Annotated in this window: 26 protein-coding genes; 16 read left to right on the top strand and 10 right to left on the bottom strand. The window is 61.3% G+C overall.

Going from position 1 to position 25,166, the window contains the following annotated elements:
• Positions 1-198: 198 nt before the first annotated feature.
• The 4 genes from purE to EIY71_RS08740 all read left to right on the top strand — a co-directional run bounded on the left by purE (position 199) and on the right by EIY71_RS08740 (position 2,782).
• Positions 199-690, top strand: a complete 492-nt coding sequence (purE, locus tag EIY71_RS08755; protein WP_007954291.1) for a 5-(carboxyamino)imidazole ribonucleotide mutase — start codon at positions 199-201, stop codon at positions 688-690.
• 10 nt (positions 691-700) lie between these two features.
• Complete coding sequence (locus tag EIY71_RS08750) at positions 701-1,783, top strand: 5-(carboxyamino)imidazole ribonucleotide synthase (protein ID WP_085747949.1); 1,083 nt, start codon at positions 701-703, stop codon at positions 1,781-1,783.
• Positions 1,784-1,896: 113 nt separating this feature from the next.
• Positions 1,897-2,142: a GlsB/YeaQ/YmgE family stress response membrane protein gene (locus EIY71_RS08745; RefSeq protein WP_003229635.1), complete on the top strand. Its 246-nt coding sequence runs from the start codon at positions 1,897-1,899 to the stop codon at positions 2,140-2,142.
• Between the two features lie 103 nt (positions 2,143-2,245).
• Complete coding sequence (locus EIY71_RS08740) at positions 2,246-2,782, top strand: DUF3299 domain-containing protein (RefSeq protein WP_064379774.1); 537 nt, start codon at positions 2,246-2,248, stop codon at positions 2,780-2,782.
• Positions 2,783-2,830: 48 nt separating this feature from the next.
• On the opposite strand, the gene EIY71_RS08735 is transcribed toward EIY71_RS08740, so the two are convergent.
• Together EIY71_RS08735 and EIY71_RS08730 are read right to left on the bottom strand one after the other, a co-directional pair.
• Positions 2,831-3,730, bottom strand: coding sequence for a D-hexose-6-phosphate mutarotase (locus EIY71_RS08735; RefSeq protein WP_085747948.1), 900 nt, complete (start codon positions 3,728-3,730; stop codon positions 2,831-2,833).
• Between the two features lie 57 nt (positions 3,731-3,787).
• Positions 3,788-4,192, bottom strand: coding sequence for an acyl-CoA thioesterase (locus EIY71_RS08730; protein ID WP_003229628.1), 405 nt, complete (start codon positions 4,190-4,192; stop codon positions 3,788-3,790).
• Between the two features lie 378 nt (positions 4,193-4,570).
• On the opposite strand from EIY71_RS08730, the gene EIY71_RS08725 reads away from it, so the two are divergent.
• The 8 genes from EIY71_RS08725 to EIY71_RS08690 all read left to right on the top strand — a co-directional run bounded on the left by EIY71_RS08725 (position 4,571) and on the right by EIY71_RS08690 (position 15,296).
• Positions 4,571-5,869 (top strand): MFS transporter, encoded by a 1,299-nt coding sequence (locus EIY71_RS08725; protein ID WP_085747947.1) that lies wholly within the window; start codon positions 4,571-4,573, stop codon positions 5,867-5,869.
• A gap of 238 nt (positions 5,870-6,107) precedes the next feature.
• Positions 6,108-7,109, top strand: coding sequence for a phosphate ABC transporter substrate-binding protein PstS (locus EIY71_RS08720; protein ID WP_007954316.1), 1,002 nt, complete (start codon positions 6,108-6,110; stop codon positions 7,107-7,109).
• 424 nt (positions 7,110-7,533) lie between these two features.
• Entirely contained in the window at positions 7,534-9,567 is a 2,034-nt protein-coding gene (locus tag EIY71_RS08715) for an ABC transporter permease subunit (protein ID WP_178083782.1), read from the top strand.
• Between the two features lie 16 nt (positions 9,568-9,583).
• Positions 9,584-11,254 (top strand): phosphate ABC transporter permease PstA, encoded by a 1,671-nt coding sequence (gene pstA / locus EIY71_RS08710; RefSeq protein ID WP_134021382.1) that lies wholly within the window; start codon positions 9,584-9,586, stop codon positions 11,252-11,254.
• 100 nt (positions 11,255-11,354) lie between these two features.
• A complete protein-coding gene (gene pstB, locus EIY71_RS08705; protein WP_007954333.1) occupies positions 11,355-12,188 on the top strand; it encodes a phosphate ABC transporter ATP-binding protein PstB in 834 nt (277 codons plus the stop codon).
• A 124-nt stretch (positions 12,189-12,312) separates the two neighbouring features.
• A complete protein-coding gene (phoU, locus tag EIY71_RS08700; protein WP_007954334.1) occupies positions 12,313-13,074 on the top strand; it encodes a phosphate signaling complex protein PhoU in 762 nt (253 codons plus the stop codon).
• Positions 13,075-13,251: 177 nt separating this feature from the next.
• Positions 13,252-14,208: a response regulator gene (locus tag EIY71_RS08695; protein WP_064379783.1), complete on the top strand. Its 957-nt coding sequence runs from the start codon at positions 13,252-13,254 to the stop codon at positions 14,206-14,208.
• 191 nt (positions 14,209-14,399) lie between these two features.
• Positions 14,400-15,296 (top strand): M23 family metallopeptidase, encoded by an 897-nt coding sequence (locus EIY71_RS08690; RefSeq protein WP_085747943.1) that lies wholly within the window; start codon positions 14,400-14,402, stop codon positions 15,294-15,296.
• A gap of 6 nt (positions 15,297-15,302) precedes the next feature.
• Here the strand turns inward: EIY71_RS08690 and EIY71_RS08685 are convergent, their stop codons facing one another.
• The 3 genes from EIY71_RS08685 to phoB all read right to left on the bottom strand — a co-directional run bounded on the left by EIY71_RS08685 (position 15,303) and on the right by phoB (position 18,805).
• Positions 15,303-16,643, bottom strand: a complete 1,341-nt coding sequence (locus EIY71_RS08685) for a hemolysin family protein (RefSeq protein ID WP_007954342.1) — start codon at positions 16,641-16,643, stop codon at positions 15,303-15,305.
• A 111-nt stretch (positions 16,644-16,754) separates the two neighbouring features.
• Positions 16,755-18,041, bottom strand: coding sequence for a phosphate regulon sensor histidine kinase PhoR (phoR, locus tag EIY71_RS08680; RefSeq protein ID WP_256661085.1), 1,287 nt, complete (start codon positions 18,039-18,041; stop codon positions 16,755-16,757).
• A 74-nt stretch (positions 18,042-18,115) separates the two neighbouring features.
• A complete protein-coding gene (gene phoB / locus EIY71_RS08675; protein ID WP_003229608.1) occupies positions 18,116-18,805 on the bottom strand; it encodes a phosphate regulon transcriptional regulator PhoB in 690 nt (229 codons plus the stop codon).
• 151 nt (positions 18,806-18,956) lie between these two features.
• Here phoB and EIY71_RS08670 point away from each other — a divergent pair, with 151 nt between their 5' ends.
• The gene (locus tag EIY71_RS08670) at positions 18,957-19,340 is read left to right on the top strand and encodes a hypothetical protein (RefSeq protein ID WP_134021377.1); all 384 of its coding nucleotides are present in this window, start codon (positions 18,957-18,959) and stop codon (positions 19,338-19,340) included.
• Between the two features lie 51 nt (positions 19,341-19,391).
• Here EIY71_RS08670 and ubiA read toward each other — a convergent pair whose 3' ends face one another.
• Both ubiA and EIY71_RS08660 read right to left on the bottom strand, forming a co-directional pair.
• Positions 19,392-20,282 (bottom strand): 4-hydroxybenzoate octaprenyltransferase, encoded by an 891-nt coding sequence (ubiA, locus tag EIY71_RS08665; protein WP_085747942.1) that lies wholly within the window; start codon positions 20,280-20,282, stop codon positions 19,392-19,394.
• Positions 20,282-20,833, bottom strand: a complete 552-nt coding sequence (locus EIY71_RS08660) for a chorismate lyase (RefSeq protein WP_134021374.1) — start codon at positions 20,831-20,833, stop codon at positions 20,282-20,284. The genes ubiA and EIY71_RS08660 overlap by 1 nt, the downstream gene beginning before the upstream one ends.
• A gap of 199 nt (positions 20,834-21,032) precedes the next feature.
• Between EIY71_RS08660 and EIY71_RS08655 the strand changes: the two genes are divergently transcribed.
• The 3 genes from EIY71_RS08655 to EIY71_RS08645 all read left to right on the top strand — a co-directional run bounded on the left by EIY71_RS08655 (position 21,033) and on the right by EIY71_RS08645 (position 22,836).
• On the top strand, positions 21,033-21,200 hold the full coding sequence (locus tag EIY71_RS08655) for a rubredoxin (protein ID WP_007954349.1): 168 nt from the start codon (positions 21,033-21,035) through the stop codon (positions 21,198-21,200).
• Between the two features lie 21 nt (positions 21,201-21,221).
• Positions 21,222-22,370, top strand: a complete 1,149-nt coding sequence (locus tag EIY71_RS08650) for an NAD(P)/FAD-dependent oxidoreductase (RefSeq protein ID WP_134021371.1) — start codon at positions 21,222-21,224, stop codon at positions 22,368-22,370.
• Between the two features lie 190 nt (positions 22,371-22,560).
• Positions 22,561-22,836 carry an HU family DNA-binding protein gene (locus EIY71_RS08645; RefSeq protein ID WP_003213368.1) on the top strand — a complete coding sequence of 92 codons (276 nt, stop codon included), beginning with the start codon at positions 22,561-22,563 and terminating at the stop codon, positions 22,834-22,836.
• Between the two features lie 99 nt (positions 22,837-22,935).
• Here the strand turns inward: EIY71_RS08645 and EIY71_RS08640 are convergent, their stop codons facing one another.
• Genes EIY71_RS08640 through EIY71_RS08630 form a run of 3 tightly spaced genes read right to left on the bottom strand, consistent with a single transcriptional unit; the run spans position 22,936 to position 25,095 of the window.
• Positions 22,936-23,880, bottom strand: a complete 945-nt coding sequence (locus tag EIY71_RS08640) for a phosphatidate cytidylyltransferase (RefSeq protein WP_039765128.1) — start codon at positions 23,878-23,880, stop codon at positions 22,936-22,938.
• Positions 23,877-24,476, bottom strand: a complete 600-nt coding sequence (locus EIY71_RS08635) for a 1-acyl-sn-glycerol-3-phosphate acyltransferase (RefSeq protein ID WP_134021368.1) — start codon at positions 24,474-24,476, stop codon at positions 23,877-23,879. The genes EIY71_RS08640 and EIY71_RS08635 overlap by 4 nt, the downstream gene beginning before the upstream one ends.
• The gene (locus tag EIY71_RS08630; protein WP_134021365.1) at positions 24,463-25,095 is read right to left on the bottom strand and encodes a CDP-alcohol phosphatidyltransferase family protein; all 633 of its coding nucleotides are present in this window, start codon (positions 25,093-25,095) and stop codon (positions 24,463-24,465) included. Before EIY71_RS08630 ends, EIY71_RS08635 begins: the two co-directional genes overlap by 14 nt.
• Positions 25,096-25,166: the final 71 nt, after the last annotated feature.

Genomic DNA, 25,166 nt, shown 5'->3' with positions numbered 1-25,166 from the left:
ATTTTCGAGTCAGTAAAATGAGTGGTTCGGTGCAGATGACAGATGGTCGCCACGGGGGCTGTTTATTGCTTTCTTTGCGGTATACTGCGCGGCCTTCGGCCGGTTCGTCCGGCCATTTTTCCTACAACAAGCCACGCATCCTGCGTGGCTTGTTGTTTTTGACGCGCCTGCGGGCGCCCAGAGAGAAGAGGCGCGACGATGAGTGCACTGGTTGGCGTGATCATGGGCTCCAAGTCCGATTGGTCCACCCTTAGCCACACCGCCGATATGCTGGAAAAGCTCGGCATCCCTTACGAGGTCAAGGTGGTTTCCGCCCACCGCACCCCGGATCTGCTGTTCCAGTACGCCGAAGAGGCTGAAGGCCGCGGCATCGAGGTGATCATCGCCGGTGCCGGTGGCGCAGCCCACCTGCCAGGCATGTGTGCGGCCAAGACCCACCTGCCGGTGCTGGGTGTTCCGGTCCAGTCGGCGATGCTCTCGGGCGTCGATTCGCTGCTGTCGATCGTGCAGATGCCGGCCGGTATTCCGGTTGCCACCCTGGCCATCGGCAAGGCCGGTGCGATCAACGCAGCCCTGCTGTCGGCGAGCATCCTGGGCGCCAAGCATCCACAATTCCACGCGGTACTGAAAACCTTCCGTGCCGAGCAGACAGACAGCGTCCTGGACAATCCAGACCCACGTATTGCCTGAGGTTGTTGAGATGAAGATCGGTGTAATCGGTGGCGGCCAGTTGGGTCGCATGTTGGCCCTGGCGGGCACCCCGCTGGGCATGAACTTCGCTTTCCTCGACCCTGCGCCGGACGCTTGCGCCGCCGCGTTGGGCGAACACCTGCGGGCCGATTACGGCGATCAGGATCACCTGCGCCAGTTGGCCGATGAAGTCGATCTGGTGACCTTCGAGTTCGAAAGCGTCCCGGCGGAAACCGTGGCGTTCCTTTCGCAATTCGTGCCGGTCTACCCGAGTGCCGAAGCCCTGCGCATCGCTCGCGACCGCTGGTTCGAAAAGAGCATGTTCAAGGACCTGGGGATTCCGACCCCGGCGTTCGCCGACATCCAGTCGCAAGCCGACCTGGACGCCGCCGTCGCTTCGATCGGCCTGCCTGCTGTGCTGAAAACCCGCACCCTGGGTTACGACGGCAAGGGTCAGAAAGTCCTGCGCAAGCCGGAAGACGTGGTCGGTACGTTCGCCGAGCTGGGCAGCGTGCCTTGCCTGCTGGAAGGCTTCGTGCCATTCACCGGCGAAGTGTCGCTGATCGCCGTGCGCGCCCGCGATGGCGAGACGAAGTTCTATCCACTGGTGCACAACACCCATGACAGCGGCATTCTCAAGCTGTCGGTTGCCAGTTCCGATCACCCGCTGCAGGCCCTGGCTGAAGACTACTCCAGCCGCGTCCTCAAGCAGCTGAACTACGTCGGCGTGATGGCGTTCGAGTTCTTTGAAGTCGACGGTGGCCTCAAGGCCAACGAAATTGCCCCGCGCGTGCACAACTCCGGGCACTGGACCACCGAAGGCGCCGAGTGCAGCCAGTTCGAAAACCACCTGCGGGCCGTTGCCGGTCTGCCGCTGGGTTCGACCGCCAAGGTCGGCGAGAGCGCGATGCTCAACTTCATCGGCGTTGTTCCGCCGGTCGAGAAGGTCATCGCCATCGACGATTGCCACCTGCATCACTACGGCAAGGCCTTCAAGGCCGGGCGCAAGGTCGGTCACGCCAACCTGCGCTGCAAGGACAAGGCGACCCTCGAGCAGCAAATCCTCAAGGTCGAAGCGCTGATCGCCGAGTAACGACAGTTTCATCCGGCAGCGGCGGAACCATTGCGGGGCCGCCGTTCTCTGATGGCAGGATGCGAAAGTCTGGCTAGGCTTCATCGCATATCTACCATTCAGAGGGAAATGCCATGGGAATTATCGGAACCATCTTTATCGGCCTCATCGTCGGCTTGCTGGCGCGGTTCCTGAAACCGGGCGATGACAGCATGGGCTGGATCATGACCATCCTGCTCGGTATCGGCGGTTCGCTGGCAGCCACTTACGGCGGCCAGGCCCTGGGCATCTATCAGGCGGGTCAGGGCGCCGGCTTCATCGGCGCGCTGGTTGGCGCGATCGTGCTGCTGGTGATCTACGGCCTGATCAAAAAGAACTGATTCAAAGCGACAAAGTCCTCTCCGCCAATCCGGCGGGGAGGGCTAAAATGCTCGGCGATTCAGCGTCCCCTCCCTTTTCGAGCATCCTTTACCGAGCACCTTCATGCGCCGTCTTCTGTTGACTCTCCTTTTGCTGGGCAGCGGTCTGGCCCACGCCGGCGAACTGCCGGAAACCGACTGGCTGGAACTGATGCCCAAGTCGGACCAGAAAGCCCTCGAGGCCATGCCTGAAATCGACCACAACTCCCCGGAAGCCACCGGCACCTTCACCCAGAAAGGCGGGATGAAGCAGGCCAAAGGTTTGCCGGCGGTGATGTATTCGACCAAGACCGTGGCGTCGATGAACGACAAGCACATCCGCATCGGCGGTTATCCGGTGCCGCTGGAATCCGACGCCAAGGGCCGCAGCACACTGTTCTTCCTCGTGCCGTACCCGGGCGCGTGCATCCACGTACCACCACCGCCACCGAATCAACTGGTGCTGGTGCGTTATCCAAAAGGCTTGAAGCTGGATGACATCTACACGCCGCTGTGGGTGACCGGCACGCTGAAGATCGAGAAGGTCAGCAATGACCTGGCCGATGCGGCGTACGCGCTGGAAGCGGACAAGGTGCGGGTGGTGCAGGAATCGGATCTGTAATTCAGAGCCGCAAAAAAAAACGCAGCCTCAGGGCTGCGTTTTTTGTTTTCAGAGCGGCTCGCTGCCAATACTGACACCCATTGTGTGACCGGCATCCGGCGCCAGAGTCATCACATCACTCATCACGTTCGCCGTCTCGATGCACAGCATGCGCTGCCAGCCGTCGTTATCCATGTCGCTGAGCGCGGCGGCGCGGTCGATCCACGGGTTCCAGATCACCGCCGTGCGTGAACCGGTAGCGGTCAGCACGATGCGCCGTTCCCAGGCCGGATCGACAATGCTCAGTTGCGGCGGAACGTCGAGGTAGATACGGTCGGTTTCCCCGGCAAAACGCAGGTCGCCTTGCTGGGTGTGGGTTTTCCAGTCATCCAGAGTCTCGATGTAATCGAGGCCATCCACACCTTCGACGCGAACGTTGCGCACATCGCTGACGGCGAAATAGCTGTGCAATGCCTGGCTGATGCTGACGCTGTCTGTACCACGGTTGTGGCTGGTCAGGCTGATGTGCAGTTGATCGTCGAGGCGCAGGGTCAGGGTCAGATCGACCTGATGCGGCCAGCCCGGAAAACCGCCTTCAGGGTAGGGCAGCTTGAACTCCACCTTCAGGCTTTCACCTTCGGTTTCAATACCGCCCAGCTCCCAATCCATCGTCCGGACAAACCCGTGGGCGGCGGCCGGTTCTTCGCTGACACGCATCACCTGCACGCTCTGCGGGTTGCGTTCGAACTTGCCGAACCACGGCCAGCACACCGGCACGCCGGCGCGGATGCTCTGGCCGGTCTTGAACATGGCCTTGTCGTTCAGCCAGATGATCGGCGGCTGGCCGTCCACCTGATAACTGAGGATGTGCGCGCCTTGCTGGGCCACCAGCACTTCGGCCTGACCGTGGCGGATGCGCCAGCAGTTCAGTTCATCCAGTTTCACGGCTTCAACGTTGGGCGTGTTCATGGGACAACTCTCGATCAGCAACTTGGACGACTATCGACCGTGAAACGGCCGCGAGGTTTAACGTGCGCGTGGCGGAACCGAACGGGTGCGGCCGCTGCCATCGATGGCAACGAACACGAACACCGCTTCGGTCACTTTACGCCACTCGCTGGACAGCGGATCGTCGCTCCATACCTCGACCATCATCTGGATCGAGCTGCGGCCGATTTCCAGGGTCTGGGTGTAAAAGGACAATTGCGCGCCGACAGCCACCGGCACCAGAAACGCCATGCGATCGATGGCGACGGTCGCAACACGGCCGCCGGCAACACGACTGGCCATGGCAGTGCCGGCCAGGTCCATCTGCGCCACCAGCCAGCCGCCGAAAATATCGCCGAAGCCGTTGGTTTCGCGGGGAAGCGCGGTGATTTGCAGGGCCAGGTCGCCTTGCGGGATCGGATCTTCTTGTTCGAGCTCTATCATGCCGGGGGTGCCTCTGACCCGTGACTCTTCGTTGGGTATTGCTGGTGGTAGCCGTCTTCGGGAAAAACGATTCAGCACCGAACATACTACGTTCGTCACGTTTTCCATCAGGCGCCTAAGGAGAAACTCTGCGAAACCGGCTAATCCCGAGCAAGGGTCGGGCCAACGACGTTTTCGCACAGCAACCCCTTACAAACCGGAGCAAGGTTGCGAGTATATCGGTCGGTAGACTCCGCGACGACCGTCCGGTTCTGATTTCGACCGGCAAATACGCGCCTCTATGTGCTTTTTCGAACAATTTGCTATGGTGCCGAACCTGCCCGAGCCACAGCCAGCGTTGTTGTGGCGGCAGATCCGACTATAAGAGAAGACCTTGCCATGACCACAGCGCCCTCGAGCCTCGCGCAGCCCGACCAACCCGCACGACCGTTGACCCGCAATGACTACAAGACTCTGTCGCTTTCGGCCCTGGGGGGCGCGCTGGAGTTCTACGATTTCATCATCTTCGTGTTCTTCGCCACCGTGGTCGGCAAATTGTTCTTCCCGGCCGACATGCCCGAGTGGCTGCGCCTGATGCAGACCTTCGGCATCTTCGCCGCCGGCTACCTCGCGCGGCCGCTGGGCGGGATCGTGATGGCGCACTTCGGCGACCTGCTGGGGCGCAAGAAGATGTTCACCCTGAGCATTTTCATGATGGCCGTGCCGACCCTGATCATGGGCCTGCTGCCGACCTACGCCCAGATCGGCCTGTGGGCGCCGATTCTGCTGCTGTTGATGCGCGTCATTCAGGGCGCGGCGATTGGCGGCGAAGTGCCGGGGGCGTGGGTCTTCGTTTCCGAACACGTACCCGGCAAGCACATCGGCTACGCCTGCGGCACCCTGACCAGCGGCCTGACGGCGGGCATCCTCCTCGGTTCGCTGGTCGCCACCGCGATCAACAGCATTTATACGCCAACGGAAGTTTCGGATTACGCCTGGCGAATCCCGTTCCTGCTGGGTGGCGTTTTCGGTCTGTTCTCGGTCTACCTGCGCCGCTGGCTGCACGAAACTCCGGTGTTCGCCGAACTGCAACAGCGCAAGGCGCTGGCCGAAGAGGTGCCGTTGCGCGCCGTGCTGCGTGACCATCGCGGTGCAATCGCGGTGTCGATGCTGCTGACCTGGCTGCTGTCCGCCGGTATCGTTGTGGTGATCCTGATGACGCCGACCGTGTTGCAAACGGTCTATCACTTCTCGCCGACCACCGCGCTGCAATCCAACAGCCTGGCGATCGTGTTCCTGAGCTTCGGCTGCATCATTTCCGGCGCGCTGGCCGATCGCTTCGGTGCCGGTCGGGTGTTCGTGTTCGGCTGCCTGGGTTTGCTGGCCAGTTCCTGGACCTTCTATCACAGCCTCGCCGATCATCCGAACTGGCTGTTCCCGCTGTATGCGCTGACCGGTTTTCTGGTCGGCACCATCGGCGCGGTGCCTTATGTCATGGTGAAAGCGTTCCCGCCGGTGGTGCGCTTCAGCGGTCTGTCCTTCTCTTATAACGTCGCTTACGCGATCTTCGGTGGCCTGACGCCGATGGTGGTCAGCCTGCTGCTGAAAGAAAGCGCGATGGGGCCTGCCTACTATGTGGCGGTGCTGTGCGGGATGGGGATCCTGGTCGGCGCGTGGTTGTGGAGCAAAGGTCGCTAAGCCACCTCACACTGATCGTTCCCACGCTCCCGCGTGGGAATGCATCCTGTGACGCTCCGCGTCACGTCTTGAAGCGGACGCGGAGCGTCCATGGCGGCGTTCCCACGCAGAGCGTGGGAACGATCTGTCACGACATGCTGGCCTTTCATCCAATTGTCATATTTCAGCCATAGAGTGTTCACACGGCCTGCTGATACTTGGCCCCGACTTAACACACCCTATCTGCTAGGAGTAAGGCATGAAACTGAAGCGTTTGATGGCGGCAATGACTTTTGTCGCTGCTGGCGTTGCGACTGCCAACGCGGTTGCCGCTGTTGACCCTGCTATCCCGAGCTACACCAAGACCACTGGTGTGTCGGGCAACCTGTCCAGCGTCGGTTCCGATACCCTGGCCAACCTCATGACCCTCTGGGCTGAGAACTACAAAAAAGAATACCCGAACGTAAACATCCAGATTCAGGCCGCTGGCTCCGCCACCGCGCCACCTGCGCTGACTGAAGGCACCTCCAACCTGGGCCCGATGAGCCGCAAGATGAAGGACACCGAACTGGCTGCCTTCGAACAGAAATACGGCTACAAGCCAACCGCTATCCCGGTTGCCGTGGACGCCCTGGCTGTTTTCGTTCACAAGGACAACCCGATCCAGCACCTGACCATGGAACAGGTTGACGCGATCTTCTCGTCCACCCGTCTGTGCGGCGCCAAGACCGACGTGAAAACCTGGGGTGACCTGGGCGTGACCGGCGACCTGGCCAACAAGCCGGTTCAACTGTTCGGTCGCAACTCGGTATCCGGCACCTACGGCTACTTCAAAGAAGAAGCCCTGTGCAAAGGCGACTACAAGCCTAACGTCAACGAACAACCAGGCTCGGCTTCGGTCGTGCAGTCGATCAGCTCCTCGCTGAACGGCATCGGTTACTCGGGCATCGGCTACAAGACCGCCAGCGTGAAAACCGTTGCTCTGTCGAAGAAGGGCAGCACTGACTTCATCGAAGACACCGAAGAAAACGCCCTGAACGGCAAGTACCCGCTGTCGCGTTTCCTGTACGTGTACGTCAACAAGGCCCCGAACAAGCCTCTGGCCCCGCTGGAAGCCGAGTTCGTGAAACTGGTTCTGTCGAAACAGGGCCAGGAAGTAGTCGTGAAAGACGGCTACATCCCGCTGCCAGCCAAGGTTGCTGCAAAAGCACTGGCTGACCTGGGTCTGCAGGAAGGCGGCGCTGAAGTCGCAAAAAAGTAACAAACTGAGTCAGGGGTGAACCCCGCCTGACTCCCGTGTGGGGCCCGGCCCGCAAGCGGCCCGGCCCCCACACTCCCCGAATTCTTCTATCCACTGCCAGTGCCCTGCTGGCGGCGGATTTGGTGCGTCACTGCATTGTCATCTTTCTGTCATACAGGATCGCTAGGGTGTGCGCATGAATGATCTGGCCAATTCCAAAATGACTACGAACCCTCCCAAGCGCATTGACTTCAATACGCCTGAGTTGCAACGCAAGCGCCGCATTCGCGCGCTCAAGGATCGCTTCACCCGCTGGTACGTCCTCGTCGGCGGTCTGGCGGTACTGGCAGCCATCACCCTGATCTTCTTCTTCCTCGCCTACGTGGTCGCGCCGCTGTTCAAAGGTGCTGACCTGACTGCGAAAGATGCAATCACCCCGGCCTGGATGCAGGACGCCGGCAAGCCGCTGATGATTTCGCTCGAAGAGCAGAATCAGGTGGCCATGCGCGTTTCCGACAAGGGCCAGGCGCTGTTCTTCGACATCGACAGTGGCGCTGAATTGAAGCGCGTCGATCTGCCCCTGCCGGCAGGCGCCAGTGTGACCTCCATCGGCGAAGACCAGCCGGGCCATCCGCTGGTGGCCGTGGGCCTGTCCAACGGCCAGGCGCTGGTGTTCCGTCACACCTATAAAGTCAGCTACCCGGACGGCAAGAAAACCATCACCCCGGGCATTGAGTACCCGTACGGCGAGACACCGATCGCACTCAATGAAAGCGGCGGTGCGCTGGAGCATGTCAGCCTCAATGCCACCGATTCGACCCTGATGCTGGTCGGCTCCACCGGTTCGCAACTCAATGTGCTGTCGCTGACCAGCGAAGAAAACATGATGACCGGCGAAGTCACCAACGAGCAGAAGCGTATCGATCTGCCGCAGATGACTGAACCTGTGAAAAACATCTTCGTCGACCCGCGCCAGCAGTGGCTGTACGTGGTCAACGGACGTGCGCAGGCCGACGTGTTCAGCCTGCGCGACAAGAGCCTCAACGGTCGCTACAAACTGCTGGAAAACGCTGACGCTGAAGTCACTGCGACCACGCAACTGGTCGGTGGTATCTCGCTGATCGTCGGTGACTCCAAAGGTGGCCTGGCCCAGTGGTTCATGGCCCGCGACACCGATGGCGAGCTGCGCCTGAAGCAGATCCGCACCTTCCAGATGGGCACCACGCCGATCGTTGAAATTTCCGCCGAAGAACGTCGCAAGGGCTTCCTGGCCCTGGATGCCAGCGGCAAGCTCGGCGTGTTCCACAGCACCGCGCACCGCACCTTGCTGGTCGATCAAGTGGTCGAAGGCCAGGGCCTGTTCGGTCTGTCGCCGCGCGCCAACCGTGTGATCGTCGAAGCCGGCGGCAAGCTGCAACCGTTGCTGCTCGACAACCCGCACCCGGAAGTCTCGTGGAGCGCGCTGTGGAGCAAGGTCTGGTACGAGAACTACGACGAGCCTAAATACGTCTGGCAATCGACTGCGGCCAACACCGATTTCGAACCGAAACTGAGCCTGTCGCCACTGACCTTCGGCACCCTGAAAGCCGCGTTCTACGCGATGCTGCTGGCTGCACCGCTGGCCGTCGCCGCGGCGATCTACACCGCGTACTTCATGGCCCCGGGCATGCGCCGCAAGGTCAAACCGGTGATCGAGCTGATGGAAGCGATGCCGACGGTGATCCTCGGCTTCTTCGCCGGCCTGTTCCTCGCACCGTATGTGGAAGGGCATCTGCCGGGCATCTTCAGCCTGCTGATGCTGCTGCCGATCGGCATCCTGATCGCCGGTTTCACCTTCAGCCGCCTGCCTGAATCGATCCGCCTGAAAGTCCCGGACGGTTGGGAAAGTGCGCTGCTGATCCCGGTGATCCTGTTCGTGGGCTGGCTGTCGCTGTACATGAGCCCGTTCATGGAGAACTGGTTCTTCGGCGGTGACATGCGCATGTGGATCTCCCACGACCTGGGCATCACCTACGACCAGCGCAACGCCCTGGTGGTCGGTCTGGCCATGGGTTTCGCGGTGATCCCGAACATCTACTCGATCGCCGAAGACGCCGTGTTCAGCGTGCCGCGCGGCCTGACCCTGGGCTCGCTGGCCCTCGGTGCCACGCCTTGGCAGACCATGACTCGCGTGGTGATCCTGACCGCCAGCCCGGGCATCTTCTCGGCGCTGATGATCGGCATGGGTCGTGCGGTCGGCGAAACCATGATCGTGCTGATGGCCACCGGCAACACCCCGGTCATGGAAATGAACCTGTTCGAAGGCTTGCGCACCCTGGCCGCCAACGTCGCGGTGGAAATGCCGGAGTCGGAAGTCGGCGGCAGCCACTACCGCGTGCTGTTCCTCTCGGCGCTGGTGCTGCTGTTGTTCACCTTCGTCATGAACACCCTCGCGGAACTGATTCGTCAGCGTCTGCGCAAGAAATACTCGTCGCTTTAAGCAAAGGTAGAAGTCTGTGAAACAGAACTCCCTGAAAGGATGGTTCAAGAGCGGCGCCCCCGGCGTCTGGATCAGCGGCGGCGCGGTGTCCATCGCGGTCATCATGACCATTGGCCTGCTGGCGGTGATCGCCGTGCGCGGTCTGGGTCACTTCTGGCCGGCGGATCTGATCCACGCCAGCTATGACGTACCGGGCCAGGGCCAGCATCTGGTCGTGGGCGAGGTGGTGCAGAAAGAAGAAGTGCCGCGCGCCCGTCTGAAGAGCGCCGGCCTGCCGGTGCCGGACGAAGGTCCGGAATTCATGACCCGCGAGCTGATCAAGGTCGGCAACCGTGACCTGAACGGCAACGACTTCACCTGGATCGTCGGCGAGTGGCTGACCAACCAGACCACGCCGGTGGAACTGATGGCGCTGGAGCGTCGTGAGTGGGGCAACTTCTACGGCTACCTGGTCAACGTCAAACAGGACGGCAAGGTGATCGCCGAAGGCGAAGCCGCCTGGCCTGAGCTGCAAGCGCGGATCGATCGCGTGAACAAACTTGCCGCCCAGCTCAAGACTCTGGAAAAAGTCGATATCGGTGCGATCAACGCCGGCCTCGAGCGCATCCGTCTGCACGGTCGCAAGCTGGAGCTGGAAGGCAAACTCGACGCCATCGCGCAAGCGGACATGGAATCCGAGCGCGCCGAGCTGAACGCCCGCTATCAGGACATCGAGGCTCGTCTGGCCGACCTGCACGCGCAGTTCAACCGTGACGCCTTGACCGCTCGTGATGCCAACGGCAAGGAAATCGAAATCGGCCTGGGCAAAGTGGTTCACGCCTACCAGCCGAACGCGATGGGTACGTTCACCAAGATCGGTTTCTACTTCAGCAAGGTCTGGGAATTCCTGTCCGACGACCCGCGTGAAGCGAACACCGAAGGCGGGATTTTCCCGGCGATCTTCGGCACCGTGATGATGACCCTGATCATGGCGATGATCGTGACCCCGTTCGGCGTGCTGGCGGCGGTGTACCTGCGTGAATACGCCAAGCAGAACACCCTGACCCGGGTGATCCGGATCGCGGTGAACAACCTGGCGGGTGTTCCGGCCATTGTTTACGGCGTATTTGGTCTGGGCTTCTTCGTCTACGTGCTGGGTGGTTCGCTCGACCGTCTGTTCTTCCCGGAAGCGCTGCCGGCACCGACCTTCGGTACGCCGGGTCTGCTCTGGGCTTCGTTGACTCTGGCGCTGCTGGCGGTGCCGGTGGTGATCGTGGCCACCGAAGAAGGTCTGGCACGTATCCCGCGCACCGTGCGTGAGGGCTCGCTGGCCCTCGGTGCGACCAAGGCTGAAACCCTGTGGAAGATCGTTCTGCCGATGGCCAGTCCGGCGATGATGACCGGCATGATCCTCGCCGTGGCTCGCGCCGCCGGTGAAGTGGCGCCGCTGATGCTGGTGGGTGTGGTGAAACTGGCGCCGTCGCTGCCGGTGGACGGCAACTACCCGTACCTGCACCTGGATCAGAAGATCATGCACCTGGGCTTCCACATCTACGACGTCGGCTTCCAGAGCCCGAACGTCGAGGCCGCGCGGCCGCTGGTATACGCCACTGCGCTGTTGCTGGTACTGGTGATCGCCACCCTGAACCTGTCGGCGGTGTACATCCGTAACCACCTGCGCGAGAAGTACAAAGCTCTAGACAGCTAAAGCCATTAGCCACAAGCGGCAAGCTACAAGCTACAAGCCGCTTTTGCTCAAACTTGCAGCTTGCAGCTAGAAGCTTGCAGCTACGAACGGAGTGAGACCCATGCAGCACGAAACACATACCCACGGCATCAACATGTCTGCCCTGGGCCGCGACAAGCAGAGCCTGAACCTCGAGCAGGAAACCGTGGCCATCGAAGTGCCGGGCCTGAGCCTTTACTACGGCGAGAAACAGGCGCTGTTCGATGTCAGCATGAACATTCCGAAACAGCGCGTGACCGCCTTCATCGGCCCGTCCGGCTGCGGCAAGTCCACGCTGCTGCGCACCTTCAACCGCATGAACGACCTGGTGGACGGCTGCCGCGTCGAAGGCGCGATCAACCTGTATGGCAATAACATCTACCGCAAGGGCGAAGACGTGGCCGAGCTGCGTCGCCGGGTCGGCATGGTGTTCCAGAAGCCTAACCCGTTCCCGAAAACCATCTACGAAAATGTGGTCTACGGCCTGCGCATCCAGGGCATCAACAAGAAGCGCATCCTCGACGAAGCCGTCGAGTGGGCGTTGAAAGGCGCGGCCCTGTGGGACGAAGTCAAAGACCGTCTGCATGACTCGGCCCTCGGTCTGTCCGGTGGTCAGCAACAGCGTCTGGTGATCGCCCGTACCATCGCCGTGGAACCGGAAGTGCTGCTGCTCGACGAACCGTGCTCGGCCCTCGACCCGATCTCGACCCTGAAAGTCGAAGAGCTGATCTACGAACTCAAATCCAAGTTCACCATCGTCATCGTGACCCACAACATGCAGCAGGCGGCGCGGGTGTCCGACTACACGGCGTTCATGTACATGGGCAAACTGGTGGAGTTCGGCGACACCGATACCCTGTTCACCAATCCGGCCAAGAAGCAGACCGAAGACTACATCACAGGGCGATACGGCTAGCCGTACAGCTGCAAGCGGCAAGCTTCAAGCGGCAAGTTAGAAGCGATGCGGCAGGGAACACCACATAACAGCTTGCAGCTCGTAGCTTGCAGCTCTTGGTTAAACGCTTTTTCGGAGCGAACGCATGATTTCCAAAGAAGGCCTCACTCATCACATTTCCGCGCAGTTCAACGCCGAACTGGAAGAAGTGCGCAGCCACCTGCTGGCCATGGGCGGGCTGGTCGAGAAGCAGGTCAACGACGCGGTCACCGCGCTGATCGAGGCCGACTCGGGCCTGGCCCAGCAAGTACGCGAGATCGACGACCAGATCAACCAGATGGAACGCAACATCGACGAAGAATGCCTGCGCATTCTGGCTCGTCGTCAGCCGGCGGCTTCCGACCTGCGTCTGATCATCAGCATCTCCAAGTCGGTGATCGACCTTGAGCGCATCGGTGACGAAGCGACCAAGATCGCCCGTCGTGCGATCCAGTTGTGCGAAGAAGGCGAAGCGCCGCGTGGTTACGTCGAGGTTCGCCACATCGGCGACCAGGTGCGCAACATGGTGCGTGATGCGCTCGACGCCTTTGCCCGCTTCGATGCCGATCTGGCGTTGTCGGTGGCGCAGTACGACAAGATCATCGACCGCGAATACAAGACCGCCCTGCGTGAACTGGCGACCTACATGATGGAAGACCCGCGCTCTATCTCGCGGGTCTTGAGCATTATCTGGGTGCTGCGTTCGCTGGAGCGCATTGGCGACCACGCGCGCAACATCTCCGAGCTGGTGATCTACCTGGTGCGCGGCACCGATGTGCGCCACATGGGCCTCAAGCGCATGAAGGAAGAAGTTGAAGGGACAAGTGGCGAAACCGCTAATGTTCCGGGCGATGCTGACGATAAGTAAGATTGCCTGAGAAAAGCGCCCGGCCCTTTGGCCGGGCGTTTTTGTTTCTGCTTTTCATGGGCAGAACCGAATTAAAAAGCAGCACCCGCGAACGAAAAGTCCCGGCGTGACTGAAGAGTTTTGGCAATGTGCCATCAGCCAGCGTTATGCTTGCCGGGATTTTAATAGGGGTGTTGGATGAGCAAGATCAGTGTGTTGGTCGTGGACGATGCATCGTTCATTCGTGACCTGGTGAAAAAGTGCCTGCGTAATTACTTCCCGGGGATCCGCACCGAGGACGCCATCAACGGCAAGAAGGCCCAGGCCATGCTGGCCAAGGAAGCGTTCGACCTGGTGCTGTGCGACTGGGAAATGCCGGAAATGTCCGGCCTCGAACTGCTGACCTGGTGCCGTGAGCAGGACAACCTCAAGACCATGCCATTCATCATGGTCACCAGCCGGGGCGACAAGGAAAACGTCGTGCAGGCGATCCAGGCCGGTGTTACCGGTTACGTCAGCAAGCCGTTCACCAACGAGCAACTGCTGACCAAGGTCAAGCAGGCCCTGAACAAGGTCGGCAAGCTCGACACCCTGATGAACAGCGCCCCGACCAAGATGAACTCGGCGTTCGGCAACGACTCTCTGAGCGCGTTGACCGGCGGCAAGGCTGCCGTGGTTGGTTCCGCACCGACGGCTGCGGCAGTGAATCCGTTTGCCAAGCCTGCCGCTGCGGCCCCGGCACCTGCCGCCGCGCCACAGCGTGGCCTGCTCAACAGCCCGCCGGTGAAAGCCCCGGCAGCCTCCAGCGCTCCGGCCGGCGGTCGCGGTCAGGGTCAACTGCGCCTGCCAAGCGGCACCCAGCAATGCGTGATCAAGGCCCTGAGCATCAAGGAAGCGCTGCTGGTGGTGAAACGCACCGACACCCTGCCGCAGATCCTCGATAGCGCCGTGCTCGATCTGGAGCAGGGCGACAACGCCGAAATCGCCCGCCTCAACGGCTACCTGCACGCCGTCGTTGCCCACGAGCCGAAACCCGACAGCGACTGGCTGCAACTGACCTTCCGCTTCGTCGACCAGGACGCGCAGAAGCTCGACTACATCTCCCGCCTGATTGCTCGCGGTACGGCGCAGAAGCACTTCGTTCCGGGCGCATAATCTTCGTCGCCTGACATTGATCGTTCCCACGCTCCGCGTGGGAATGCCTCAAGGGACGCTCCGCGTCCCCCCACGCAGAGCGTGGGGACGATCATCTCCTGCACCTGCCAATTTGAAACATCTGTCGACTAGCCTGGTCTGCTTCAGCTGCTAGGCTCATTCCCAGGCCTTACTCGACAGAACTTTCGCCCATGCCCCTGCGCCTGCTGTTTTTCTGTGGTCTGTTCATGGCCTCCACCTCGACTGTGGCCATGACGATCTACAAATCCACCGATGCCAACGGAGTGGTTTCGTACAGCGACCGTCCGAGCAAAGGCTCCCAGGTGTTCGTGTTTCAGGACCGGATGGTCGAGCGCCTAGAGCGCCAGGTCTATCTCGACATCAAGAAGCAGAAGGGCGCGGACGTGGTGTTCGTGCGCAACGACCTGTACGCGCCGGTCGAGGTTGCACTGGCGTTTACCGGGATGAGCAACGTGCGCGGCGCTCCCGCTCAAACGATCCGTCGGGTGCTGCCGGCGCGCAGCAATACGCGGCTGGCGTTGCTGACGGCGGTGTCCGGTGGCAAGCCGCTGGTGTATACGCCGATGTTCCAGTATTCCCTCGGTGACCCTGCTGGCGCGGCTCAGGGCTATCGCTATCCGTTTCCGTGGCGAGGCGGTCCGTTCCGTCTCAGCCAGGGCGCCAATGGCGATTACAGCCACTTCGGGCCGAAGAACAAATACGCGATGGACATCGCCATGCCGGTCGGTACGCCGATCATTGCGGCGCGCGCCGGAGTGGTGGTGAAGACCGAAAATTCCCAGAACGGGCGCGGCACCGATCCGTCCGGTAACTTCGTGCGGATCCTGCACGACGACGGCACGATGGGCGTGTACCTGCATCTCAAGCAAGGGTCGGTGAGTGTGCGCGAGGGGCAGCGGGTGACGGTGGGCAGTCCGCTGGCGCTGTCCGGCAACACCGGCAACAGCAGCGGCCCGCACCTGCACTTTGTGGTGCAGCGCAATACCGGGATGGGGCTGGTGTCGATTCCGTATCAGTTCAACCAGCCGCTGGGGGCGTTGCCCAACTTTGCGTTGGGCAAGCAGTAAACCCCGTCAGTCGAGCATCAGCACCTTGGCCAGAATGATCTTCGGACCTTTCATCTTCTTGATGATGATCCGCAGGCCTTCGACTTCCAGCACTTCTTCCTCTTCCGGCACCCGTTTCAGGGTTTCGTAGATCAGCCCGGCGAGGGTTTCGGCTTCGATGTGATCGAGGTCGATCCCCAGCAGGCGCTCGACCTTGAACAACGGCGTATCGCCCCGTACCAACAGTTTGCCCGGCTGGTAGGCGAGGATGCCGCGCTCGGCTTTGCGGTGTTCGTCCTGGATATCGCCGACCAGCACTTCCAGCACGTCTTCCATGGTCAGGTAGCCGATGATGTTGCCATCGGCCTCTTCGACCACGGCGAAGTGCGAGCCGCCCTTGCGGAACTGCTCCAGCAGCTGCGACAGCGGCATGTGCCGCGACACGCGCTCCAGCGGGCGGGTCAGTTCGGCGAGGTTGAACGACTCGGGAATGTGATCCAGCGCTGCCAGTTCCAGCAGCAGATCCTTGATGTGCAGCAGGCCGACGAATTCCTTGCGCTCGCTGTCGTACACCGGATAACGGCTGAACTTGTGGCGACGGAACATCGCCAGGATCTCTTTCAGCGGGGCGTTGAACTCGAGGGTGATCAGGTCTTCCCGGGAGTTGGCCCAGTCGACCACTTCCAGCTCGCCCATTTCCACCGCCGAGGCCAGCACGCGCATGCCCTGGTCACTTGGATCCTGACCACGGCTGGAGTGCAGGATCAGTTTCAGTTCTTCACGGCTGTAATGGTGCTCGTGATGCGGGCCGGGCTCACCTTGACCCGCAATGCGCAGGATGGTGTTGGCGCTGGCGTTGAGCAGGTAGATCGCCGGGTACATGGCCCAGTAGAACAGGTACAGCGGCACCGCCGTCCACAGCGACAGCAGCTCGGGTTTGCGGATCGCCCAGGATTTGGGTGCGAGTTCGCCGACCACGATGTGCAGGTACGAAATGATGAAGAACGCAGTGAAGAACGAGATGCCTTTGACGACTTCGGCCGATTGCACGCCGACCGCGCTCAGCAGCGGCTCGAGAATATGCGCGAACGCCGGCTCGCCGACCCAGCCCAGGCCCAGGGAGGCGAGGGTGATACCGAGCTGGCACGCCGAGAGGTACGCATCGAGCTGACTGTGTACCGTGCGCAGGATGTGCCCGCGCCAGCCGTGCTGCTCAGCGATGGCTTCGACCCGGGTCGAGCGCAGTTTGACCATGGCGAATTCTGCCGCAACGAAGAAGCCGTTGAGCAAAACCAGGATCAGAGCGAAAAGAATCATGCCGAAATCGGCGAATATTGTTGCGAGGGACAAGCCAGGGGAAGGGTCCATGATGGAGTTTTGCGGGTTCCGTGTGATTCGAAAGAAAGAAAAATCCGCACCTGAAAGGCAGGCGCAAGTCAGCCAATGTAGCGGCTGACCTGGCGATTGCCTAGTCCGGCATTACTCAGCGGCGCTGATGACCCGTGCCTGAGCGACCTGCGCCGGGGCGAAATGGCAGGTGAACGTGCTGCCATGACCGGGCACGCTGCTGATCTCCATCCGTGCGCGATGGCGCAGCAGTACGTGTTTGACGATGGCCAGACCCAGGCCTGTGCCGCCGGTGTTGGAGTTGCGGCTGGAGTCGACGCGGTAGAAGCGTTCGGTCAGGCGCGGCAGGTGTTTGCTGTCGATGCCGATCCCGGAATCCTGCACGCTGAGGTGTGCGCCCTGATCGTCGCCCCACCAGCGGATGCGGATATTGCCTTCGGCCGGGGTGTATTTGACGGCGTTGAACACCAGGTTGGAAAACGCACTGCGCAGTTCCGCCTCGCTGCCCTTGAGCAGGATGCTGGTGTCGGCTTCCAGGGAGATTTTCTGATTCTTCGATCCTGACAGCTGCTGGGCGTCGCTCTTGATCGACTGCAACAGTGTGTCGATGTGCACCGGCTGGTTGTCCGACGGGTAATCGGTGGCTTCCAGCTTGGCCAGTAGCAGCAAGTCGTTGAGCAGGGTCTGCATGCGTCCGCCCTGTTGCTGCATCTGCTGCAGGGCACGGCTCCAGCGCGGGTTCACTTCCTCGACGTTGTCGAGCAGGGTTTCCAGGTAGCCGCAGATCACCGTCAGCGGGGTGCGCAGCTCATGGGAGACGTTGGCGATGAAGTCTTTGCGCATCTGTTCCAGCTGATGGATGCGCGTGACGTCGCGCACCAGCATCAAGTGTTCGTTGTTGCCGTAGCGCGTGAGGTACAGCTGGATGCGCACGCGATCGTTGGTCGGCGAGGGGATTTCCAGCGGTTCGGCGTAGCTTTCCTGCTCAAAGTACTCCTTGAAGCGCGGATGGCGGACGAGGTTGGTCACCGGTTGGCCGCTGTCTTGCGGGGTCTTGAGGCCGAGAAGGGTTTCGGCTGCGCGGTTCCACCATTCCAGGTTGCCGTCGCTGTCGAGCATGATCACCGCGTCTTTCAGCGCGGCGGTGGACTCCTGAACGCGGTCGATCACCGCTTGCAGGCGTCCGCGTACCCGTTGGTCGCGGCGTTGCAGGTGGTAGATGCTGTCGAACACCTCGCCCCACAGGCCATAGCCGTCGGGCGGTGCTTCATCGGGTTGGTGCAGGCGCAGCCATTCGTGCAGACGCAGCAGTTGCTTGAGCGTCCAGGCCAGGTACAGGCCCAGTCCCGCCGCCAGACTCCAGCCGTAGTAGCCGGTGATCAGGCCGATCACCAGGCAGCCGGTGACCAGCAACAGCATGTGGCGAATCAGGGTGCCATGCCAGTTTTGGTTCACGGAAAATGCGGTCCTTGTCTACGGGGCTGGCGCTCGGCTCAGGCTTTGGTGGAGAACCGGTAGCCGGTGCCGCGCACGGTTTGTACCAGATTTTCGTAGGCGTCGCCGAGGGCCTTGCGCAGGCGCCGGATGTGCACGTCGACGGTGCGCTCTTCAACATAGACGTTGCCGCCCCAGACCTGGTCCAGCAACTGGCCACGGGTGTAGGCGCGTTCCTGGTGGGTCATGAAAAATTGCAGCAGACGGTATTCGGTCGGGCCCATCTCTGCCGGACGGCCATCGATGGTCACGCGGTGGCTGATCGGGTCAAGGAGCAGGCCGCCGACTTCGATCGGCGCTTCGCCATCAGTCGGGCCGGCGCGACGCAGCACGGCCTTGAGGCGCGCCACCAGCTCGCGTGGGGAAAACGGTTTGGTGATGTAGTCGTCGGCGCCGACTTCCAGACCCTGGATCTTGTTGTCCTCTTCGCCTTTGGCGGTGAGCATGATGATCGGGATGTCCCCGGTCAGCTCGTCACGCTTGAGGCGGCGGGCCAGCTCGATGCCGGAGGTGCCGGGCAGCATCCAGTCGAGCAGGATCAGGTCCGGTTTACGGTCGACGATAATGGCGTGGGCCTGCTGCGAGTTCTCTGCCTCGAGGCAGTCATAGCCGGCCATTTCCAACGCAACGGCGATCATTTCGCGAATGGGCGCTTCGTCGTCGACGATCAGAATGCTCCTGCCAACCATGCCTTAATCCTCTTGTCATTTAACTGTCTTGCGCCGCATTAGATAACGGAATTATTGCAGTCGTGTGACAGTATTTTAGTCCGGCGGCGATTGTGCAAATCCTGAACTAAGCTCTAAGTCCGAATCCTGACAACCACAAGAGAAGGTTTCCATGACTCAAATGACTGCTTCCTTTAAGGCTTTGCTGATGGCTGCCGCCCTGACTCTGCCTGGACTGGCGATGGCGGCCGAGCCGGCCATGATGAAAGACGGAATGATGGTCGACCACAAGGGCATGACGCTTTACACGTTCGACAAGGACAGTGGCGGCAAGTCGATGTGCAACGGCGATTGCGCCAAGAACTGGCCGCCGTTGATGGCGCCGGCGGATGCCAAGGCTGAAGGTAAATGGACGGTCATCAAACGTGATGACGGCATGATGCAGTACGCCTACGACGGCAAGCCGCTGTACACGTTCATGAAGGATGAGAAGCCGGGAGAAATGAAGGGCGATGGCATGAAGGACGTGTGGCACGTGGTTCACGAGCACAAATAAACGCAAATGCCCTGTGGGAGCGAGCAAACTCGCTCCCACAGGTTCTGTGGATCAACGCAACGCGTAATCCAGCACGATCCCGACAAAAATCGCCAGCCCGGCCCAGTGGTTGTGCAAAAACGCCTTGAAGCAGCGCATCCGGTCCCGGTCGCGGGTGTACCAGAATTCCCAGGCATAGCACCCGGCCGCCACCAGCAGGCCGAGGTGGAACCAGATCCCCAGCTCGAATTTCGACCCCGCCAGCAGCAGACAGCCCAGCGACAGTACCTGCAAGGTCAGGATGATCACCCGGTCGGCATCGCCGAACAGGATCGCCGTGGATTTCACGCCGATCTTCAGGTCATCGTCGCGGTCGGTCATCGCGTAATAAGTGTCGTAACCCACAGTCCACAACAGGTTGGCGATCCACAGCAGCCAGGCCGTTGCCGGCAACTCACCGGTTTCGGCGGTGAACGCCATCGGCATCCCCCAAGAGAACGCCGCGCCCAATACCACTTGCGGATAGTAGGTGTAGCGCTTCATGAACGGATAGGTGAACGCCAGCGCCAGACCGCCGAGCGACAGCCAGATCGTCGCCGCGTTGGTGCACAGCACCAGCAGGAAACTCACGCCCATCAGCAGCGCGAAGAACACCAGCGCCTCTTTCGAGCTGATCTTGCCGGCAGCAATAGGCCGCTGCGCAGTGCGTTTGACGTGGCCGTCGACCTTGCGGTCGGCCCAGTCGTTGATCACACAGCCGCCGGCACGGGTCAGCACCACGCCGAGGACGAAAATCACGATGTTGGCCAGGGATGGCGAGCCTTTTCCGGCAATCCACAGGGCCCAGAGCGTTGGCCACAGCAGCAGGTAAATGCCGATCGGCTTGTCCATCCGGGTCAGCTGGATGAAGTCCCAGGCGCGCGGGTTCAAGCGATTCAGGGATTTGAGCAGGCTTTGGTACATCAGCAGTTCTCCGGACGGGCGCGGACGGCTTCCCACAGCGCAGGCAGGAAAATCTCCGCCACCAGTACGCTCAATGCCCCACGGTCGAAACGCGAGCGCCGTCCCCACAGACCGGCAGCCCGGGAACCTTCGGGCAGCCAGTGCTCAGGGTAATGACAGACTTCAATGGCGCGACGCTGGAAGGCGTGATCGCAGAACAGCAGTTCGCCCAGCGAGCGGCTGCCCAGTTCATCCATGTGCAAGCCGTCGCCCTGCAAGGCACTGCGCGACGCCACGCTGCGGGCGAACACCCAGGCCTGGCCATGCCCGCGCAGATACACCTCGCGCACCCAGCCCTCGCTGCCTTCGGCCAGATCCAGCGCGGCGCATTCGTCGTCGCGCAGGGTCTGCCAGCCTTCGAACAGCGGCGTCACGCTGAAGCCGTCATCGGACAGGCGCGTCAGCCGGCGGGTCAGGGAGCCTTCGTCGAACAGCCAGTCGAGCGTGGATGTGTCGGGGAGCGGTGTCAGTTCGCTTTGCGGGCGCCACAGCGGAGCGTTTGTGTGTTGCACAATGAGTCATTATTGGCAGCAAATGAGGCGGCGAGCTTACCATGCTGAACCGAGAGTTTGATTGATCCGGGACGCCGCTGCGCCGAACAGGCTTGCATCTGCCCGGCACGATCAGTACAAAACGCCCTGAGCCGGACGGCAGCGCTGCACCATCGACCGTCCGCGCCGGCTAAAGCCTGAACCCTGAGGAAGTACCTGAATGAAAAAGTGGCAATGTGTGGTCTGCGGCCTGATTTACAACGAAGCCGACGGCTGGCCGGATGACGGCATTGCGCCGGGCACCCTGTGGCAGGACGTGCCGGAAGACTGGCTGTGCCCGGACTGCGGCGTCGGCAAGATGGACTTCGAAATGATCGAAATCAACTGAGAAAACACTGAGGAGTAGGGCATGAGCGCACCTGTCGTAATCGTTGGCACCGGGCTGGCGGGTTACAACCTGGCCCGCGAGTTTCGCAAACTCGATGGCGAAACCCCGTTGCTGCTGATTACCGCCGATGACGGTCGCTCCTACTCCAAGCCGATGCTGTCCACCGGCTTCGGCAAGAACAAGGACGCCGACGGCCTGAGCATGGCCGAGCCGGGCGCCATGGCCGAGCAGTTGAAGGCCGAAATCCGCACCCACACCCGCATCAGCGGCATCGATGCGGGCCACAAGCGGTTGTGGATCGGCGAGGAAGCAGTCAGCTATCGCGACCTGATCCTCGCCTGGGGCGCCGAAACCGTACGCGTGCCGATCGAAGGCGATGGCGGGGATCTGGTGTTCCCGATCAACGATCTCGAAGACTATGCCCGCTTTCGCGCCGCAGCCGCCGGCAAGCGCCGGGTGTTGCTGCTCGGCGCCGGGCTGATCGGCTGCGAGTTCGCCAATGACCTGATTCTGGGCGGCTACGAGGTGCAACTGGTTGCACCGTGCGAACAGGTGATGCCGACCCTGCTGCATCCCGCGGCGGCGGCTGCGGTGCAGGCCGGGCTGGAAAGCCTCGGCGCACGTTTTCATCTCGGCCCGGTGCTGACCCGCCTGCAAAAAGTCGCGGATGGGCTGGAAGCGCACCTGTCCGACGGTCAGGTTGTCCCGTGCGATGTGGTGGTCTCGGCCATCGGCCTGCGCCCGCGGATCGATCTGGCGGCGGCCGCCGGCATCCAGACCAATCGCGGCGTGGTGGTCGACCGTCATCTGCAAACCTCTCACGCCAACATTTACGCCTTGGGCGACTGCGCCGAGGTCGACGGGCTGAATCTTCTGTACGTCATGCCCCTCATGAGTTGTGCGCGAGCGCTGGCACAGACCCTGGCCGGCAACCCGACCGTGGTGAACTACGGACCGATGCCGATCACCGTGAAAACCCCGGTCTGCCCGCTGGTGGTTTCCCCGCCGCCACGGGGCCGCGAAGGCGTCTGGACGGTCGAAGGGCAGGGCGCCGACGTCAAGGCGCTGTGCCACGACGCCGAAGGGCAATTGCTCGGTTACGCCCTGACCGGCGCGGCGGTGATGGAAAAACTCGCACTGAACAAACAGCTTCCGGCCTTGCTGGCGTAAATACCGGTCGTTCTGTCGGAATCACCCCGCTTTTGCCCCCACAAACGTCGCGGGGAGACTGGCGCCGCCCTTAACCGCGTGCCATCCTCACTCCCGTCTGCCGCAGAGTAGAGCCTGCGGCGCCTTGGGCGCTGTTCCAACGAGAACAGCACGGACATAACAACAAAAAACCGTCAAAGGGGCTTCACTAATGCGTAAACCAGAACTCGCCGCTGCAATCGCTGAAAAAGCGGATCTGACCAAAGAGCAGGCCAACCGCGTTCTCAACGCCGTTCTCGAAGAAATCACCGGCGCCCTGCACCGCAAGGACAGCGTCACGCTGGTGGGCTTCGGCACCTTCCTGCAACGCCACCGCGGTGCCCGCACCGGCAAAAACCCGCAAACCGGTGAACCGGTGAAGATCAAGGCCAGCAACACCGTTGCGTTCAAGCCAGGCAAATCGTTGAAAGACAGCGTCAATCCATAATCGCGGCGAACGCCCGGTCAGCCGGGCGCGCTGCATGAAAAATGGGCATACCGATTGCGGTCGGATGCCCATTTTTTGTGCCCGATGATTTCGTCCGGATCAGGCCGAGAAGAAGTACCGGGTGAGGTGAAAGAAGATCGGCGCGGCGAAACAGATCGAGTCCATCCGGTCGAGCATCCCGCCGTGGCCCTTGATCATCGTGCCCCAGTCCTTGGCGCTCAGGCTGCGTTTGATCGCCGACATGACCAGCCCGCCAAGGAAACCCATCACCACGATGACCAGCGACATCAGCAGCGACTGCCAGAAGCTGAACGGTGTCATCCAGAACATGCAGCCGCCGATCAGCGTGGCAGATAGTCCGCCGCCGACCAGCCCTTCGACGGTTTTCGACGGGCTCACCAGCGGTGCGACCTTGCGTTTGCCGAACAGCTTGCCGAACACGTACTGCAGCACATCGCTCATCTGCACCACGAATACCAGGTAGAACAGCAGCAGGGCGTTCTGACCCTGGAAACCCTGCAGGTCCAGCAACAGCAGCGCCGGCGCATGGCTGATGCAGTAGATGCAGATCATCACGCCCCACTGAATCTTCGCCGTGCGCTCCAGAAAGCCCTCGGTGTCCTGGCTCAACACGGCAATCGCCGGCAGCAGCAGGAATGCATACACCGGCACCAGCAGGGTGAACATCGAATACCAATGGGTGCCGATCAGCAGATATTGCAGCGGGATCAGGATGAAAAACGCCGAAAACAGCGCGTTATGGTCACCGCGTGCGGTCGGCGTGAGTGTTATGAACTCGCGCAGCGCAAACAGCGAAATGAAGCCGAACAGCACCACCGTCGCATTGGGGCCGAGCAGCCAGGACACAAAGAAAATAATGACCATCCCCCACCAGGCATTCACGCGCTGGTTGAGGTTTTCGATGGTCGCGATGGAGCTTTCGCTTTTCGCCCGCCGTGCCAGTACGCCGCCAATCAGCGAAGCCACCGCCAGCAAACCGGCGATTGCCGCGAAGAACCACAGGAACTTGGTTTCCAGACTCATTTCGACAACCTCACGATGGCGTCACGCGCCCGGTCCAGAAACGCCTGTTTCTCCTCACCGGCAATCCTCTGCAGCGGGTCGCCGATGCGGATCGTACAGATGATCGGCAGCGGCACATGTTTGCCTTTTGGCATCGAGCGATGCAGGTTTTCCAGGTAGATCGGCACCAGATCGACGTCGGGAAAAATCTCGGCCAGGCGGAAGATTCCGGATTTGAATTCCCCCGGCAGCGGCTGGGTGGAGCGGGTGCCTTCGGGGAAAATGATGATCGAATGACCGGCCCGCACCACATCGAAGATCGGCTCGAGTACATTGGTGCCCGGTGCCGGATTACGCTCGATCAGCACCGCATTCAGGCCTTTCTGCGAGATGTATGACAGAAAGCGGTTCTTGCCCCAGTAGTCGGCGGCCGCCACCGGTTTCACGTTCAACCGGGCTTCCGGCGGCAGTGCGGCGATGATCGCCAGGGTGTCCATGTGGCTGGTGTGGTTGGCGTAGTAGATGCGCTGGCGTGTGAGGTCCGGCGGGCTTTCCCAGCGGGCGGTCACGCCGATCAAGAAGCGCAGCACCGAAATCAGCGCGTTACTGATCCACATGAGCATTCCCCTTCAGTTGTCTGGCGATGGCCAGGGTGCGCGTCACGCAGGTGGCGACAGAGCCAAGGGCGATGACCACCAGCGCGATCAGCAAAGCGTAGTGGGTCGCGTAGTAAAGGGTTTCGAACACGTTCAACAGCAGCGCCACGGTCATCACCGCCATCCGGTGCTGCTTGGCCATCGGTCCCATGAAGCTCTGGGTGAGCCCTAGAGCGCCGCCGAACACCCGGACATACGCCGTCAGCGCAGCGGCCAATGCGGCAAACCAGCCGAGGTCGGACTGGCCGATGGCAAAACCCAGCCCGACGATCAGCAGGCTGTCTGCAACCCGGTCTGGAAACTCGTTGTACAGACTGCCAACGGCCGACTGCTTGCCGCCTTCGATTGCCACCATCCCGTCGAACAGATTGCACAGCAGCCGCAACTGAATGCTGACGATGCACAAGATTGAACCGGCCACGCCGTTATCGATGTACAGCGTCACCGCGCCGAACAACGCGAAGAGCATGCTGATGACGGAGATCTGGTTGGGGGAGATGTCCCGCTTGACCAGTTCATCCGTGAAGCGTTTCGCCCAGCCCGCGGAGCGGGTCTTGATGGGCCGTCTGTTTTCATCCATTTGCCAATGTCCGTATCAGTGAGGAATTGCAGTGAGTTGTATTGTGGTCGCTGGCGGTAGACGGTGCCCGA

Source organism: Pseudomonas sp. CH235 (assembly GCF_004368175.1).
GTDB lineage: Bacteria > Pseudomonadota > Gammaproteobacteria > Pseudomonadales > Pseudomonadaceae > Aquipseudomonas > Aquipseudomonas paraglycinae.
This window is presented reverse-complemented; position numbering and strand designations above follow the sequence as displayed.

Coding starts and splice junctions, on each gene's coding strand:
- ubiA (WP_085747942.1), bottom strand. CDS start 20,282: ATGTACCAAAGCCTGCTCAAATCCCTGAATCGCTTGAACCCGCGCGCC.
- EIY71_RS08750 (WP_085747949.1), top strand. CDS start 701: ATGAAGATCGGTGTAATCGGTGGCGGCCAGTTGGGTCGCATGTTGGCC.
- EIY71_RS08740 (WP_064379774.1), top strand. CDS start 2,246: ATGCGCCGTCTTCTGTTGACTCTCCTTTTGCTGGGCAGCGGTCTGGCC.
- purE (WP_007954291.1), top strand. CDS start 199: ATGAGTGCACTGGTTGGCGTGATCATGGGCTCCAAGTCCGATTGGTCC.
- EIY71_RS08670 (WP_134021377.1), top strand. CDS start 18,957: ATGACTCAAATGACTGCTTCCTTTAAGGCTTTGCTGATGGCTGCCGCC.
- phoU (WP_007954334.1), top strand. CDS start 12,313: ATGATTTCCAAAGAAGGCCTCACTCATCACATTTCCGCGCAGTTCAAC.
- EIY71_RS08650 (WP_134021371.1), top strand. CDS start 21,222: ATGAGCGCACCTGTCGTAATCGTTGGCACCGGGCTGGCGGGTTACAAC.
- EIY71_RS08735 (WP_085747948.1), bottom strand. CDS start 3,730: ATGAACACGCCCAACGTTGAAGCCGTGAAACTGGATGAACTGAACTGC.
- EIY71_RS08695 (WP_064379783.1), top strand. CDS start 13,252: ATGAGCAAGATCAGTGTGTTGGTCGTGGACGATGCATCGTTCATTCGT.
- EIY71_RS08730 (WP_003229628.1), bottom strand. CDS start 4,192: ATGATAGAGCTCGAACAAGAAGATCCGATCCCGCAAGGCGACCTGGCC.
- EIY71_RS08640 (WP_039765128.1), bottom strand. CDS start 23,880: ATGAGTCTGGAAACCAAGTTCCTGTGGTTCTTCGCGGCAATCGCCGGT.
- EIY71_RS08630 (WP_134021365.1), bottom strand. CDS start 25,095: ATGGATGAAAACAGACGGCCCATCAAGACCCGCTCCGCGGGCTGGGCG.
- EIY71_RS08690 (WP_085747943.1), top strand. CDS start 14,400: ATGCCCCTGCGCCTGCTGTTTTTCTGTGGTCTGTTCATGGCCTCCACC.
- pstB (WP_007954333.1), top strand. CDS start 11,355: ATGCAGCACGAAACACATACCCACGGCATCAACATGTCTGCCCTGGGC.
- phoB (WP_003229608.1), bottom strand. CDS start 18,805: ATGGTTGGCAGGAGCATTCTGATCGTCGACGACGAAGCGCCCATTCGC.
- EIY71_RS08725 (WP_085747947.1), top strand. CDS start 4,571: ATGACCACAGCGCCCTCGAGCCTCGCGCAGCCCGACCAACCCGCACGA.
- EIY71_RS08715 (WP_178083782.1), top strand. CDS start 7,534: ATGCAGGACGCCGGCAAGCCGCTGATGATTTCGCTCGAAGAGCAGAAT.
- EIY71_RS08655 (WP_007954349.1), top strand. CDS start 21,033: ATGAAAAAGTGGCAATGTGTGGTCTGCGGCCTGATTTACAACGAAGCC.
- EIY71_RS08745 (WP_003229635.1), top strand. CDS start 1,897: ATGGGAATTATCGGAACCATCTTTATCGGCCTCATCGTCGGCTTGCTG.
- phoR (WP_256661085.1), bottom strand. CDS start 18,041: ATGCTGTTGCTGGTCACCGGCTGCCTGGTGATCGGCCTGATCACCGGC.
- EIY71_RS08720 (WP_007954316.1), top strand. CDS start 6,108: ATGAAACTGAAGCGTTTGATGGCGGCAATGACTTTTGTCGCTGCTGGC.
- EIY71_RS08685 (WP_007954342.1), bottom strand. CDS start 16,643: ATGGACCCTTCCCCTGGCTTGTCCCTCGCAACAATATTCGCCGATTTC.
- EIY71_RS08635 (WP_134021368.1), bottom strand. CDS start 24,476: ATGTGGATCAGTAACGCGCTGATTTCGGTGCTGCGCTTCTTGATCGGC.
- EIY71_RS08645 (WP_003213368.1), top strand. CDS start 22,561: ATGCGTAAACCAGAACTCGCCGCTGCAATCGCTGAAAAAGCGGATCTG.